Source organism: Kitasatospora sp. NPDC057198 (genome assembly GCF_042670125.1).
Classification (GTDB): Bacteria; Actinomycetota; Actinomycetes; order Streptomycetales; family Streptomycetaceae; genus Kitasatospora.
Map to the genome: position 1 here is coordinate 1 of NZ_JBHUWH010000214.1, position 12,705 is coordinate 12,705.

At 76.6% G+C, this 12,705-nt stretch carries 14 protein-coding genes and 1 pseudogene; 7 read left to right on the plus strand and 8 right to left on the minus strand.

The features are described 5' to 3' along the window. A pseudogene (locus ACFUEL_RS22890) lies at positions 1-351 on the plus strand (aminopeptidase N); the annotation flags it as partial. 217 nt (positions 352-568) lie between these two features. Here ACFUEL_RS22890 and ACFUEL_RS22895 read toward each other — a convergent pair. Next, positions 569-1,531, minus strand: coding sequence for a hypothetical protein (locus ACFUEL_RS22895; RefSeq protein ID WP_380238486.1), 963 nt, complete (start codon positions 1,529-1,531; stop codon positions 569-571). A 305-nt stretch (positions 1,532-1,836) separates the two neighbouring features. Here ACFUEL_RS22895 and ACFUEL_RS22900 point away from each other — a divergent pair, with 305 nt between their 5' ends. Next, the gene (locus ACFUEL_RS22900; RefSeq protein ID WP_380238488.1) at positions 1,837-2,337 is read left to right on the plus strand and encodes an SsgA family sporulation/cell division regulator; all 501 of its coding nucleotides are present in this window, start codon (positions 1,837-1,839) and stop codon (positions 2,335-2,337) included. Here ACFUEL_RS22900 and ACFUEL_RS22905 read toward each other — a convergent pair. From ACFUEL_RS22905 to ACFUEL_RS22915, 3 genes are all read right to left on the minus strand, one after another. After that, positions 2,256-3,656, minus strand: coding sequence for a GAF domain-containing protein (locus ACFUEL_RS22905; RefSeq protein WP_380238490.1), 1,401 nt, complete (start codon positions 3,654-3,656; stop codon positions 2,256-2,258). The genes ACFUEL_RS22900 and ACFUEL_RS22905 overlap by 82 nt on opposite strands. Positions 3,657-4,047: 391 nt before the next feature. Beyond that, entirely contained in the window at positions 4,048-5,028 is a 981-nt protein-coding gene (locus ACFUEL_RS22910; protein WP_380238492.1) for a M56 family metallopeptidase, read from the minus strand. After that, positions 5,025-5,393, minus strand: a complete 369-nt coding sequence (locus ACFUEL_RS22915) for a BlaI/MecI/CopY family transcriptional regulator (protein ID WP_380238493.1) — start codon at positions 5,391-5,393, stop codon at positions 5,025-5,027. Before ACFUEL_RS22915 ends, ACFUEL_RS22910 begins: the two co-directional genes overlap by 4 nt. Positions 5,394-5,578: 185 nt before the next feature. Between ACFUEL_RS22915 and ACFUEL_RS22920 the strand changes: the two genes are divergently transcribed. The 5 genes from ACFUEL_RS22920 to ACFUEL_RS22940 all read left to right on the plus strand — a co-directional run bounded on the left by ACFUEL_RS22920 (position 5,579) and on the right by ACFUEL_RS22940 (position 10,226). Beyond that, positions 5,579-6,217, plus strand: coding sequence for a phosphatase PAP2 family protein (locus ACFUEL_RS22920; RefSeq protein ID WP_380238495.1), 639 nt, complete (start codon positions 5,579-5,581; stop codon positions 6,215-6,217). A gap of 120 nt (positions 6,218-6,337) precedes the next feature. Next, positions 6,338-6,850, plus strand: coding sequence for a pyridoxamine 5'-phosphate oxidase family protein (locus ACFUEL_RS22925; RefSeq protein ID WP_380238497.1), 513 nt, complete (start codon positions 6,338-6,340; stop codon positions 6,848-6,850). A 118-nt stretch (positions 6,851-6,968) separates the two neighbouring features. After that, positions 6,969-8,090 (plus strand): TIGR03364 family FAD-dependent oxidoreductase, encoded by a 1,122-nt coding sequence (locus tag ACFUEL_RS22930; RefSeq protein ID WP_380238499.1) that lies wholly within the window; start codon positions 6,969-6,971, stop codon positions 8,088-8,090. 117 nt (positions 8,091-8,207) lie between these two features. Beyond that, positions 8,208-8,891, plus strand: a complete 684-nt coding sequence (locus ACFUEL_RS22935) for a phosphonatase-like hydrolase (RefSeq protein WP_380238501.1) — start codon at positions 8,208-8,210, stop codon at positions 8,889-8,891. 108 nt (positions 8,892-8,999) lie between these two features. Beyond that, a complete protein-coding gene (locus ACFUEL_RS22940) occupies positions 9,000-10,226 on the plus strand; it encodes a glycoside hydrolase family 3 N-terminal domain-containing protein (RefSeq protein WP_380238502.1) in 1,227 nt (408 codons plus the stop codon). A gap of 45 nt (positions 10,227-10,271) precedes the next feature. On the opposite strand, the gene ACFUEL_RS22945 is transcribed toward ACFUEL_RS22940, so the two are convergent. The 4 genes from ACFUEL_RS22945 to ACFUEL_RS22960 all read right to left on the minus strand — a co-directional run bounded on the left by ACFUEL_RS22945 (position 10,272) and on the right by ACFUEL_RS22960 (position 12,496). Beyond that, on the minus strand, positions 10,272-10,826 hold the full coding sequence (locus tag ACFUEL_RS22945) for a DUF6584 family protein (protein WP_380238503.1): 555 nt from the start codon (positions 10,824-10,826) through the stop codon (positions 10,272-10,274). Between the two features lie 61 nt (positions 10,827-10,887). Beyond that, a complete protein-coding gene (locus tag ACFUEL_RS22950) occupies positions 10,888-11,439 on the minus strand; it encodes a DUF6584 family protein (RefSeq protein ID WP_380238504.1) in 552 nt (183 codons plus the stop codon). Between the two features lie 74 nt (positions 11,440-11,513). Next, positions 11,514-11,834 carry a DMT family transporter gene (locus ACFUEL_RS22955; protein WP_380238506.1) on the minus strand — a complete coding sequence of 107 codons (321 nt, stop codon included), beginning with the start codon at positions 11,832-11,834 and terminating at the stop codon, positions 11,514-11,516. Further along, entirely contained in the window at positions 11,834-12,496 is a 663-nt protein-coding gene (locus tag ACFUEL_RS22960) for an HAD family hydrolase (RefSeq protein WP_380238507.1), read from the minus strand. The genes ACFUEL_RS22955 and ACFUEL_RS22960 overlap by 1 nt, the downstream gene beginning before the upstream one ends. Positions 12,497-12,705: the final 209 nt, after the last annotated feature.

Here is a 12,705-nt window from a genome sequence, read left to right on the forward strand (position 1 = left end):
GCCAAGGCCCGCGCCTGGGACCTCCTGTTCACCCCCGACGCGGCCTCCAACCGCATCCTGGAGGCCACCGCCCGCGGCTTCTGGGCCTCCGGCGACCCCGACCGGCAGAACGCGTACGCGCTGCGCTTCTTCGAGCGGATCACCGGGGCCGCCGACCGCAGCGACACCGTCACCCGGCTGCTCGGCCAGACTCTCTTCCCGGTCGCCCAGGCCACGCCCGAGGTGGTGGCCGCGGCGGAGGCCGTCCTCGCCGATCCGGCGCTGACGCCGGCCCTGCGGCGGAACCTGAGCGACTCCACGGACGACCTGCGGCGGACGCGGGCGGTGCAGCGGGCCTTCGGCGGGAGGTGAGCGAATCAGGGGCTCGGGGAACGGCGAGTCGGTGCTGCTGACGGTCGGAGCCCATCGGAGTGTCCGTGTTGCTGCGTGTCTTTGACGGAACCGGAAGCAGATGCGCGCTTCGGCAGTGAACCGTCAGCAGACCCGGGCTCGCCGTTCCCCGAGCCCCTGGCGGGGCTCGTTCTCTTGCCGTTTCCCGAGCCCCTGGTGGGGCTCGTTCTCTCGTCGTTCAGAAGGTGCCGCGGGTGGTGAGGGCGCGGGTGGTGGGGAGGGCGAAGGCGGAGGCGGTCCAGGTCTCGGGGGCGGGGGCGGTGGTGGTGGGGAGGGCGCCGGTGACGGAGACGGTGTAGCTGCCGGGGGGCAGCGGGAGGTCGGCCGGGGTGGTGAAGCGGTAGACCAGGGTGTCGCGTTCCAGGGCGATGGTGACGACCGCGCCCGGGAGGTCGGTGGCGGGGGCGGTGCCGGGGAGGGCGGCGGGGCGGTTCAGCCGGAGCTCGACCTGCAGGGCCGTCATCGTCTCGTCCAGGTCGAGCCGCAGGGTGTGCCGGGTGCCGGTGGGGCCGAGCGGGTCGGTCCGGGCGGCGCCGCGCAGGGTGCGGGGGAGGGACGCGCTCGCACTGGCGGAGACCGTCGCGGGGGCCGGGGAGTTCGGGGCCAGCGACATCGGCCGGGTGTGCGGGTCGGCGCTCGGCGACGCGTCGGCGGACGCGGAGGGCGAGGGCGAGGACGCGGAGGGCGCCGGGGAGGACGGTGCCGGGGAGGAGGGGGACGGCGCGGGCGAGGTGGCCGCGGCGGGCCGGACGGGCGGCGCGGGCCGGGTGGCCGGGGTGGCCGCGGCCGGGTGGACGCCGGGCGGGGCGGGGGTGGTGGCGGTGCCGCCGGCCGTCGCCGGGGCGGCCTGCACGGTGGACGCCGGGGTGGGGTCGCCGGTGGGCGGGGTCTCGCCGGGGGAGGCGTCGGGGCTGGGCGCGGGCGGCCCGCCGACGGTCACGCCGGCGCGGCGGCCGATCTGCTGCTGCTCGTTGAGCAGCCAGGTGGTGGCCAGGCTGATCCCGACCACGGTGGACATCGCCATCGCCGCGCCGGAGAACCGGATGGTGGGCAGCCGCAGCCGCCCGCCGAAGGGCCTGGGCCGGCCGTGCCGTCCCGACCGGCCCGCGGCTACGGGCCTGGAGTGCTCGCGGAGCGCCACCGGGCTCCCCTTCCTGGTACAGGACCGCACGCGACGCCGCGCCCCGTGCGCGACCCGGGCGGGCCCGGACGAACGGGGCGGGGAGGGACGAGACTACCAGTGGTCTGACGGACCGCCAGATCCCGGGCGAAACCCACTGGCCGAATCGAGTCCCGTGCGACGCGGGCGAGTTGGAGCGCGTCCGGGCCGGCCGGGACGGCTCGCGCGAGCCCGCCGCGAGCCCCGTGCAACCCCCTGCAACCGTTGCGCGCCACCGCGCGCCGGAGCACGCTGGGGCGGTACCCAGCCGCTCCGGAGAGACCGTCATGCCGTGCGACCCGCCGCCCGCCCCTGCCGACCAGTCGTTCGCCGCCACCCCCACGGGCGGCGAGCGCGACGGAGCCACCGCACCCCCCGCGGTGGTGGAGGAGGTGCTGGCGCTGCGGATCGCCCTGGACCAGGACCTGGTCGGTGAGGTGCGCACCCGTTTCCGGTACGCGGCCGCCGCGCCGCACGAGGTGCGCCTGACCTTCCACCTGGGGCGTCCCGACGAGGCGGACTGGGTCTTCTCCCGCGACCTGCTGCGGGACGGCCTGCAGTCGCTCAGCGGCCAGGGCGACGTCAAACTGTGGCCCGCCCACTGCCCCTGCCACGGCGCGACCCTGCACCTGGCGCTCGGCTCCCCGCACGGCAGCGCCCTGCTGGAGGCGTCCCGGCCGCAGGTGAAAGCCTGGCTGGAACGCACCTACACCGTGGTGCCGGACGGCAGCGCCGCCGAACTGCTGCCCAGCGACGAGGAGTTGGCCGAACTGCTGGCCGAGGGCTGACCGCCCGCCCGGCGGCCCGGCAGGCGCGGCAGGCCGCGCGCCAAGTCCGCCCGCAGCCGCCGCACGGTCGGCGAGTCCGAACCGGGCAGCAGGTCGTACGGGTCGTCCGGGCCGAGCACGGTGACCTCGGCGCAGGCCGCCAGCCGGTACGGCCTGGCCTCCAACAGGGCGCCCAAGTGCCTTCGCAGCCTGGAGAGTTCGGCCCGGACGGTGACGGTGCGGGCCGGGTCGGCGAACAGCGCCTCGGCGAGCCGCGCGGCGCTCAGGCCGTCCCGGTGCAGGGCCAGCAGCAGGAGCAGCTCGGCGTGCCGGGGGCTCGGCGAGTGAGACCAGCAACCCGCGCTGCCGCGCACCCGCAGCTCCGGCCGCTCCGGGCGGCGCAGGTCCAGCTCCAGGACGGCGGACTCGGTCCGCTCGGCGAGTTCGGCCTCGGCCGGGTGCGGCGAGGCCGGGCGCACCAGCCAGCCGTCGGCCAGCGGTTCCACCGCGCACTCGCCCAGCGTCGGCACCCAGTGCACGCCGCCCGCGCTCCAGCCGTCCGGCAGCGCGAGCCGGGGCGGCCCCGGCAGGCCCGTCGCGGCGGCCGTCCAGCCCGCGCCGTCCACCACCAGGGCCGGGCCGCCGAACCGGGCCAGCAGCGGCACCGCGACCGTCCGCAGCCGGTGCAGCCCCTCCAGGTGGCTCGCCCGCAGCTCGGTCTCGGCGAGCCGGGCGGCGGTCAGGACGAGCTGCCGCAGGTACGGGTGGCTGTCGGCGGCCGGGCTGCTCAGGTTGACCACGCCGGCCAGCCGCCCGGTGCGCGGATCGCGGATCGGGACGGCCACGCAGGTCCAGGGGCGGTGGCTGCGCAGGTAGTGCTCGACCGCGTGCACCGTGCTGGGGCGGGCGGTGCGGGCGGCCAGGCCGATGCCGTTGGTGCCCACCTCGTCCTCCGACCAGGTCGCGCCCGGCTCGAAGCCCAGCCGGTCGGCGTTGCGCACCAGGCCGGGCTCGCCGTCCCGCCACAGGATCCGGGCCTTCGGGTCGGCCATCGCGAGCACCAGCGGGGAGGTGTCGCCGGGCGGGAACAGCGTGGAGCGCAGCGCCGGCAGCACCTGCTCCAGGCCGGTGGCCCGGCGGACCTCCCCCAGCTCTCCCGGGGGCAGCCGGGGGCTCTCCCGGTCGCGCTCCGGGTCCAGTCCGAGACGGCGCAGGCGGGCCCAGGAGTCCCCGATCTCCGGCCGGAGGCCGGTCGGCTCCGCGGGGTCGGGCACCCGGGCCGGGGCGTACCGGCCGACCGGTCGGGCGAGAGGCGGGCCGCCGCCCCCGATCCGCCGCATGCCATCCCCCCGTCTCGCGGTCAGGCTGCCAGCGTACGGGGGTTCGACGCGGACACGCCGGGGCGGCAAAAAGAGTGGTCGGGGTCCCGGGACATGATGCAGACTGGTCGGTTTCCTGTTGCCAGGGAGAGCGTGCACCGCCAGGGGCTCGGGGAACGGCGAGGCCCGGTCTGCTGACGGTTCACTGCCGTGGCGCGCATCGGCTTCTGGTTCCTGTTACGGCACGCAGCAGCACGGACACTTCGATGGGCTCCGGCCGTCAGCAGCACGAGCCCGCCGTTCCCCGGGCCCCTGACGGGGCCATGCGCAGCATCGACTCGCCGTTTCCCGAGCCCCTGATTGTGCGTGCTCGTCTGCCGACGGTTCCCCTGGCCCCTGGTGGGGCTTCTGCTCAGTCGGTGGGGTCGCCCTGGGCGGTTTCGACGGCGTGGTGGAGGTCGTGGCCGGCTTCGGCGGTGGCGCAGGTGGTGGCGGTGAGGCAGCCGGCCAGGGCGAGGGCGGCGAGGGTGCGCAGGGCGCGGTGGGGGTGGGCGGGGGTGGGGGCGGTGAGGAGGGCGCGGACGCGGCGGGGGACGGGGCCGGCGGTGGCGGCGGGGGCGAGGCGGGGGCGCGGGCCGGCCGGGGTGCGGGCGGTGGCCAGGGCGGCGCGGCCGATCGCGCGGGCGGTCAGGGCGCGGTCGCCGACTTCGGCGGCGGCGCACTCGTCGGCCCAGCGCTCCAGGTGGTAGCCGAGGGCGGGGCGCAGCGTCCGTAGGGCGGGGTGGCAGACGGCAGCGTACTCGGCGGCGGCCAGCAGGAGGTGGTGGCGGCCGGCCAGGTGGGCGCGTTCGTGGGCGAGCAGGGCGGCGCGTTCGGGCCCGGTGAGGGCGGCGAGCATGCCGGTGGTGGCGACGATCCGGGGCGGGCGGCCGGGGAGGGCGTAGGCGTCGGCGCGGTCGTCGGTGAGGACGGTGAGGGCGGCGGGGCCGGGGCGGCGGAGGAGGGCGCGCGGGCCGGCCGGGGCGTCTCCGGTGGCGGCGCGGGCGCGGCGCAGGTCGGCGTACTGGTGGCGGGCGGTGCGGGCGGCCAGTGCGGCGATGGCGAGCAGGGCGGTCGCGGTGACGGCGGCGGTGGGCAGCCATTCCAGGTCGGAGAGTGCGCTGGGGTGCCAGTGCGCGGGGGAGAGGTGGGCGAGTGCGGCGCCGTAGGGCAGGTGGAGCAGGCCGGTGACGGTGAGCAGGCCGAGCGAGGCCAGGGTGGCGGCGCCGAGGGCGAGGGCGGTGGCGGCCAGGGTGAGGGCGGCGGCGCGCGGGGCGAGCTGGTCGGCGAGCCGGCGGGCGAGCGGGGCGGCCGGCAGCGGCAGCAGCAGCGGGGCCCAGACGGCGATCGTCACGGCTGCTCCCCGAGCAGGTCGCGCAGCAGGCGCTCGTCCTCGTCGGAGAGGTCGGAGACGAAGCGGGCCAGCACGGTGGAGCGGTCGCGGCCGCGGTCGAGTTCGGTGCGCATCCGGCGGGCGGCGAGGCCGTCGGCGTCCTGGACGGTGGGGGTGTAGGCGAAGGCGCGGCCGGCCCTGGTGCGGGCGACGGTGCCCTTCTCGTGCAGCCTGGTCAGGATGGTGGCGACCGTGGTGCGGGCCAGGTCGGCGGTGATGGCCTGCTGCACCTGCTGGGGGGTGAGCGGGCCGGCGGCGGCCCAGAGGGCGGCCAGCACCTGGGCCTCCAGCTCCCCCGCGGGTCGGCGGGCGGGCGTGTCCGTCATGTCGCGCGAACCTCCGGGATTCGTCTACAGTCCTGTCGTCGTCTACATCGATGTAGACGCTGGGGGGCGCCCCCGTGCGGACGCCCCCCAACGTAACGGGAGGTCCGCCAGCCTTGCCCCTGACCCCGCACCCCGGAGCCGCGAGTGAACCGTTCACCTCGCCCGTTCTGGTACATGTTGTCCCTGTGACCCCGAACGTTCATCCCCCCGCCCGCCTGCTCGCCTATGACGGCAGCGGCATCGACGGCGGCCTCTACACCCGGGTCACCGGGTGGGCCGCGTCCGCCCCGCACTGGTTCGACCAGCTCGTCAAGGAGTGGTCCGCGTTCGGCCTCGCGGTGTTCGCGCTGCTGATGCTGTGGGCCTGGTGGCGGGCCCGGGCCGCGGATTCGGTGGTAATGGCCCGGGTGCTGGCCTCGCCGCTGGTCGTGGTGGCCGCGTACCTGGTCAACTCGGTGCTCAAGTCGCTGGTCGAGGAAGTGCGGCCGTGCCAGCAGATCCCCGCCACGGTGCCGCTGGAGGCGTGCCCGCCGCCCGGCGACTGGTCGTTCCCCAGCAACCACACGGTGGCCGCGTTCGCCGCCGCCACCGCGCTCTGGTACGCCGACCGCCGGATCGGCTGGATCGCGCTGCTCGCCGCCGTGCTGATGGGCGCCTCCCGGGTCTGGGTCGGCGCGCACTACCCGCACGACGTGGCCGCCGCCGCCCTGGTCGGCGTGCTGGTGGCGCTCCCGTCGGCGGCGCTGGCCGGCCGGGCCGCGCCGCTGGTCGACCGGCTGCGCACCGGGCCGCTCGGCCCCGTGCTGGGGGCCGGAACGGCCTGAGCAGGCAGGGCGGACCGGCCTCTTGTGCGGCCGCGCCGGGCAGGGAGAGCATGTGAGCCGGGCAGGGGTGACTCCCCCGCCCGGCTCGCTTTTTCCTGCAGCTCTGCGGAGGGACGCGCCATGCCGTACCGACTCGACGTCATCCAGGGGAACTGGCCCGCGGACGAGCTCGGGAAGGGGGTGGAGGGCCTGCTCGCGGACAGCACGGTGCTCAGCCTGGCCACCGCCGGCCCCGAGCGCGGACCGCACGCCAATCTGGCCTTCTACGCCTTCGACTCCGACCTGGTGCTGTACTTCTTCAGCGAGCGCTCCACCCGGCACAGCCGGAACCTGGCCGAGGAGGCCAGGGCCGCCGCCACCGTCCACCTGCCGCCGCCCGCGTTCGGCGAGCAGCTGCGCGGCATCCAGCTCACCGGCAGCGCGGGCGAAGCCTGGGGCCGGCAGGCCGAGGCGGCGCTGGAGGCGTACCGCGGCCGCTACCCGGGGTTCGCCGCCGACCCCGAGGTGGCCGACCAGCTGCTGAGCGGGCGGGGCGCGGCCGCGCTGTACCGCTTCCAGGTCGAGGAGCTGACCGCCGTGGACGAGCCGCGGTTCGGGCGGCGCGAGTACCTGCACGCGCGCGTCCTGCGCTGAACGGCGGCCCCGACGGGCGCCGGGGCGGCCGGGTTGTATGGACAACTCTTGCGGACGGTTCACGTGCGCGACGGGAGTCCGACGGCCGGCGGCCACCTCGGCGCCCCAGCCTGTCCGCATGAGAGTCATCGTCGTAGGAGCGGGCGTGCTGGGCACCATGCACGCCTGGCAGGCCGTCGAACGCGGCCACGAGGTCGTCCACCTGGAGCGCGAGAGCGAGGCCCGCGGCGCCTCCGTCCGGAACTTCGGCCTGGTCTGGGTCGGCGGACGGGCCGCCGGGGCGGAACTGGACGTCGCACTGCGCGCCCGCGAACTGTGGGAGGAGATCGGCGCCCGCGTCCCCGGCCTCGGGTTCCGGCCCAACGGCTCGCTCACCCTGGTCCGCACCGCCGCCGAACTCGCCGTCGCCGAAGCCGCCCTGAAGCTCCCGGACGCCGCCTCCCGCGGCTACCGGCTGCTCGACGCCGACGAGGTCCGCGCCCTCAACCCCGCACTGCGCGGCACCTACCTGGCCGGCCTGCACTGCGCCCGCGACGGCGCCGTCGAACCCCGCACCGCCCAACCCGCGCTGCGCGCCGCGCTGGAGGCCACCGGCCGCTACACCTTCCTGCCCGGACGCGAAGTCCGCGACCTGGTCGGCGAGCGCGCCGTCCGCGACGACCACGGGCAGCTCCACGAGGGCGACTCGGTGCTGCTGTGCACCGGCGCCTGGCTCGGCGGACTCGTCCGCGAACTCGCCCCCGACCTGCCGGTGCGCCGCGTCCGCCTCCAGATGATGCAGACCGACCCGCTCGGCGAGACCCTCACCACCTCCGTCGCCGACGGCGACTCCTTCCGCTACTACCCCGCCTTCGCCGGCCCCGAACTGGACGCTCTGCGCGCCGGGCAGCCGCAACCGGCCGTCGCCGAGCAGCACAGGATGCAGCTGCTCATGGTGCAGCGGCAGGACGGCGGGCTCACCGTCGGCGACACCCACGAGTACGACCAGCCGTTCGGCTTCGACGTGGTCGAGGACCAGTACGACCACTTCGCCGCCGTCGTCCGGGAACTGCTCGGCCGCCCGCTGCCCCGGATCCGCCGCCGCTGGGCCGGGGTCTACGCCCAGTGCACCGACCCGGCGCTGGTCGTGCACCGGCAGCGGCTCACCGACGGCGCCTGGCTGGTGACCGGGCCGGGCGGGCGCGGGATGACGTGCTCGCCCGCGATAGCCGTGGACACGGCGGACGCGGCGGGGTGGTGAACCGGGCCCGAGGACGCGCAGCAGCACGGACTTTCCGGTGGGACCCGGCCGGCAGCAGCTCGGCCCCGCCGTTCCCCGGGCCCCCGGCGGGGCCCTTGATCACGCAAAGGCTGGAACATGACCACGCATGAGGTGACCCTGGTGGTGCTCGACATGGCGGGCACCACCGTCGTCGACGACGGGCTGGTGGAGCTGGCCTTCGCCGCCGCGGCCCGTTCGCAGGGGGTGGAGACCGGGAGCCCCGAGCACGCCGCGATGCTGGCGCACGTGCGGGCCACCATGGGGGAGTCGAAGATCTCGGTGTTCCGGCACCTGTTCGGGGACGAGGACCGCGCGCAGGGGGCCAACCTGGTCTTCGAGGCGGCGTACGGGGGCCTGGTCGACCAGGGGCGCTGCGCGGCGCTGCCGGGCGCGGCCGAGGCGATCGCCGAACTGCGCGGGCAGGGACGGAAGGTGGTGCTCACCACCGGTTTCGCGCGCAGCACGCAGGACCGGATCCTGGACGCGCTGGGCTGGCGGCAGATCGCCGACCTGACGCTCTGTCCGGCCGACGCCGGGCGCGGCCGCCCGTACCCGGACCTGGCGCTCACCGCGCTGCTGCGCACCGGCACCGAGTCGGTGCGGCAGGTCGCGGTGGTGGGGGACACCGGCTACGACATGCTCACCGGAGTCCGGGCCGGGGCCTCGGTGGTGGCCGGGGTGCTGACCGGCGCGCACGACGAGGCACGGCTGCGGGCGGACGGCGCGACCCACGTGCTGGCCTCGGTCGCCGGGCTGCCCGGGTTGCTGACCGCCCGCTGACGGGGCGCCTGCTGACGGGCCGGCGGCCCGGCCGCCGCACGGTCCCGGCGACGCCCCCGGGGCCGTGCGGTACTGGTCCGCGCGGCTTTTGCGTGCTTATCTGATGGCATGTTGCGGTCACTGCGTTCGCTCGGAGTGCTCACCCTCGGACTGGCGCTGCTCACCGGCTGCGGCTCCTCCGGCAACGGCGGCGCCTCCCCGTCCGGCACCTCCTCGTCCCCGACGCCGAGCCCGACGCCGACACCGACGCCCAGTCCCTCCCCGACGCCCACGCCGTCCCCGACACCCAGCCCCACGCCCGAACCGTCCAGCGCCGCGCCGACCGGCGTCAGCGACGCGCGGCTGGTCGGGCAGCGGATCGTCTACTCGTACCCCGGCACCACCGTCCCCGACACGCTGCTCCAGCGGGTGCGCGAGGGCCGGGTCGCCGGGGTGATCTTCTTCGCCGAGAACGTGGGCACCGACGCGACCGCGCTGCGCACCGCCGTCGACCGCCTGCGGGAGGCCCAGCGGCAGAGCCCCGACCCGCACCCGCTGCTGCTGATGACCGACCAGGAGGGCGGACTCGTCCGGCGGGTGCCCGGCGGGCCCGCGCAGTCCGCCAAGGACGTCGGCCGCTCCGCCGACCCGGTCGCCGCCGCCACCCGCACCGGCAAGGAGGCCGCCGCCGCGCTCGCCCAGTACGGCCTCAACCTCAACCTCGCGCCGGTGCTGGACGTCTACCGCACCCCCGGCGACTTCGCCGACTCCGCGCAGCGCTCCTACAGCACCGACCCCGCCGTGGTCGGCAAGCTCGGCTCCGCGTTCCTCAAGGCCCAGCAGGGCGCCGGGGTCGCCGCCACCGTCAAGCACTTCCCCGGCCTCGGCAGCGCCCCCGCCGGCGCCAACACCGACGAGGAGCCCGTCACCCTGGACGTCTCGCTGAACCAGCTGCGCAGCGTGGACGAACGCCCCTACCGGGACGCCATCGCCGCCGGCACCGATCTGGTGATGTTCTCCTGGGCGATCTACCCCGCGCTCGACCCCGGCACCCCCGCCGGGATGTCCGGCACCGTCGTCCGCGACGAACTGCGCGGCCGGCTGGGCTACGACGGCGTCACCATCACCGACGCGATGGAGGCCAAGGCCCTCGACCCGGTCGGCGGCACCGCCAAGCGCGCCCTGGCCGTCGCCCACGCGGGCGTCGACCTGCTGCTGTGCTCCGGCCGGGACGTCGCGCAGGGCGACGCGGCGGCCGCTGCGCTCAGCTCCGCGCTCGGCTCCGGGGAGCTCGACCGGGCGGACTTCACCGCCTCCGCGAAGCGGGTCGACGCGCTCCGGGGATCCCTCAAGTAGCCTCGGAGGAGCGGGGGTTCGGGCCGCTGCCCGGCGGGTGGGGGATCAGGCGAGCAGGCTGAGGAGGCCCATTAGGCCGATCACCACGACGATCAGCGCCATGGTGAGGTCGAAGGCGACCACGGCGGCGGAGGGCTCCGGGCCGCTGCCGGGGGGCATGTAGCGCGGCGGTGCGGGCGGCGGTGGCGGGAGGGTCGGGGCGGGGGTCTCGGTGGTCGCGGCGTCCTCGGGGTGGTCGGGCCAGTCCGGGGCGGTGCCGGTGGCCCGGTGGTGCAGGGCGGCGAGGCGTCGGCGGGCGAGCGGGGTGGCGGGCGGGTTGTGGGCCGGGTCGGGCCAGCGGAGCAGTTCCAGGCGGTGGGCCGGGGCGGGGTGGCGCTCCTCGAACGCGGCCAGGGCGATCGGGTGGAGCGCCTCGTCCAGGAAGTCCCAGCGGCCCTCCTCCGCCCACGAGACACGCTGGTAGGCGTCGGCCAGCCGGTGCCGGATCGCCAGGTCGGTCGGGTAGCTGGAGATCAGCCCGAGCAGGCGCAACCGGGCCCGGCCGCCCCGGCCCTCCCGCAGGTCGGCCTCGACCTTCGCCAGGGTGGATTCGACGCTCATGGCCCCGGATCGTCGCCGTCCGGCGGGCCGGGCGTCAAACGGAATCCGGGCCGGACGGGCGTCAGGTGAGCAGGTGCACCGCCTGGGCGAGCACGGCCAGCGCCCCGAACAGTGCCAGGGTCAGCCGCAACGCCGAGCGCTGCGGCGGGAGTTCGGGCGTGCGGTCGGCCGGGTCGTAGGGCAGCCGGACGGGCTTCGGGGCGCGCGGCCGGTGGGGGGCCGGGGTCGCGGCGTCCTGCGGGTGGTCGGGCCAGTCCGGGGCGGCGCCGGTGGCCTCCCGGTGCAGGGCGGCCAGGCGTCGGCGGGCCAGCGGCGTCGGCGGCGGGTTGTGCGCCGGGTCGGGCCAGCGCAGGGCGGCCAGCCGGCGGGCCGGATCGCGGAACCGCCGTTCGAAGGCGGCGAGTTCACGGGGACTCAGCGCCTCGTCCAGGTAGTTCCAGCGGCCGGACTCGTCCAGGTGCTCGACCAGGCGGTACGCCTCGGCCAGGCGGCGCCGGACCTCCAGGTCGGTCGGACGGCTCGACAGCAGGCCGTGCAGCCGCTGCCGGGCCTGCCGGTGGTGGCCCTCCCGCAGCTCGGCCGCGGCCCTGGCCAGGGTGGATGCGACGCTCATGGCCCCGGATCGTCGCCGCCCCGCGGGCCGGGCGTCAAACGGAATCCGGGCCGGGCCGGGCGGGACGGTCGGGGTCAGTGGGTGGAGCGCAGGTTGAGCAGCACCACGCCGGCGATCACCAGCGCGATGCCGCACCACTGGAGGCGGCCCAGCGACTCGCCGAAGAAGTACGCGCCGATCGCCGCGACGGCGGCCGTGCCCGCGCCCGACCAGACCGCGTACGCGACCGAGACCGGGATCTGCCGGAGCGCGCGGCCCAGCAGGGCGAAGGACAGGACGTAGCCGACCGCGACGGCCAGGCTCGGCCACGGCCGGGAGAAGCCGTCGGTGAGCTTGAGCAGGCTGGTCGCGCAGACCTCGCAGGCGATCGCCAGGGCGAGCAGGACGTACGGCATCAGGCGGTGGTGAGGGCAGCCAGGAAAGGGAGGTCCGCCTGTTCCAGGCTCGCCAGCACGGTGGTGCCCGCGACGGCCGCGATCGGCACGGCGGACGGCACCGCCAGCACCCGGCAGCCCGCGGCCCGGGCGGAGGCCACCCCGGTCGGGGTGTCCTCGACGGCCACGCACGCCGCCGGGGCCAGGCCCAGCCGCTCGGCGGCGGCCAGGTACGGGTCCGGGGCGGGCTTGGTGCGCGGGGTGTCCTCGGCGGCCAGGGTGGTGGTGAACCGGTGCGGGGCCAGGGCGTCCAGGACGAGGTCCACCACCCGGCGGGGGGACGCCGAGACCAGCGCGGTCGGGACGCCGGCGGCGCGCAGCGCGGCGAGCAGGGCGAGGGCGCCGGGGCGCGGGACGGTCTCCGCCCCGACCTTCGCGGCGAAGGACTCGTTCAGCCGCTCCACCAGTTCGGCCTCGGGGCGGGCGGTGCGACTGCTGCGGTGCAGGTGGGCGGCGGTGTGCTCGACGGCCCGGCCCAGGACGTCCGGGAGGTCGGCGTCGGTGAGCGCCAGGTCCAGTTCGGCGGCGAGTTCGGCCGCGGCCTGCCACCACAGGTGCTCGGTGTCGACCAGGGTGCCGTCCATGTCGAACAGGACGGCGGCGGGGCGGGGGGCTGCGGACATGGCGACACCTTTGACGTAGAGGGCGTGCATTCAGGGGCTCGGGGAACGGCGAGGCCGTGGCTGCTGGCGGTTCACTGCCGTTGCGCGCATCGGCTTCGGGTTCTGTTTACGGCACGCAGCAGCACGGACCTTCGATGGGCTCCGGCCGTCAGCAGCACGGCCCCGCCGTTCCCCGGGCCCCTGGTGGTGCTCTCCCGGGCCCCTGGTGG

Excerpts from the sequence above, each read along its gene's own strand:
- ACFUEL_RS22900 (WP_380238488.1), top strand. The coding sequence starts at position 1,837 with ATGCCGTGCGACCCGCCGCCCGCCCCTGCCGACCAGTCGTTCGCCGCC.
- ACFUEL_RS22960 (WP_380238507.1), bottom strand. The coding sequence starts at position 12,496 with ATGTCCGCAGCCCCCCGCCCCGCCGCCGTCCTGTTCGACATGGACGGC.
- ACFUEL_RS22940 (WP_380238502.1), top strand. The coding sequence starts at position 9,000 with ATGTTGCGGTCACTGCGTTCGCTCGGAGTGCTCACCCTCGGACTGGCG.
- ACFUEL_RS22950 (WP_380238504.1), bottom strand. The coding sequence starts at position 11,439 with ATGAGCGTCGCATCCACCCTGGCCAGGGCCGCGGCCGAGCTGCGGGAG.
- ACFUEL_RS22930 (WP_380238499.1), top strand. The coding sequence starts at position 6,969 with ATGAGAGTCATCGTCGTAGGAGCGGGCGTGCTGGGCACCATGCACGCC.
- ACFUEL_RS22935 (WP_380238501.1), top strand. The coding sequence starts at position 8,208 with ATGACCACGCATGAGGTGACCCTGGTGGTGCTCGACATGGCGGGCACC.
- ACFUEL_RS22955 (WP_380238506.1), bottom strand. The coding sequence starts at position 11,834 with ATGCCGTACGTCCTGCTCGCCCTGGCGATCGCCTGCGAGGTCTGCGCG.
- ACFUEL_RS22945 (WP_380238503.1), bottom strand. The coding sequence starts at position 10,826 with ATGAGCGTCGAATCCACCCTGGCGAAGGTCGAGGCCGACCTGCGGGAG.
- ACFUEL_RS22915 (WP_380238493.1), bottom strand. The coding sequence starts at position 5,393 with ATGACGGACACGCCCGCCCGCCGACCCGCGGGGGAGCTGGAGGCCCAG.
- ACFUEL_RS22925 (WP_380238497.1), top strand. The coding sequence starts at position 6,338 with ATGCCGTACCGACTCGACGTCATCCAGGGGAACTGGCCCGCGGACGAG.
- ACFUEL_RS22905 (WP_380238490.1), bottom strand. The coding sequence starts at position 3,656 with ATGCGGCGGATCGGGGGCGGCGGCCCGCCTCTCGCCCGACCGGTCGGC.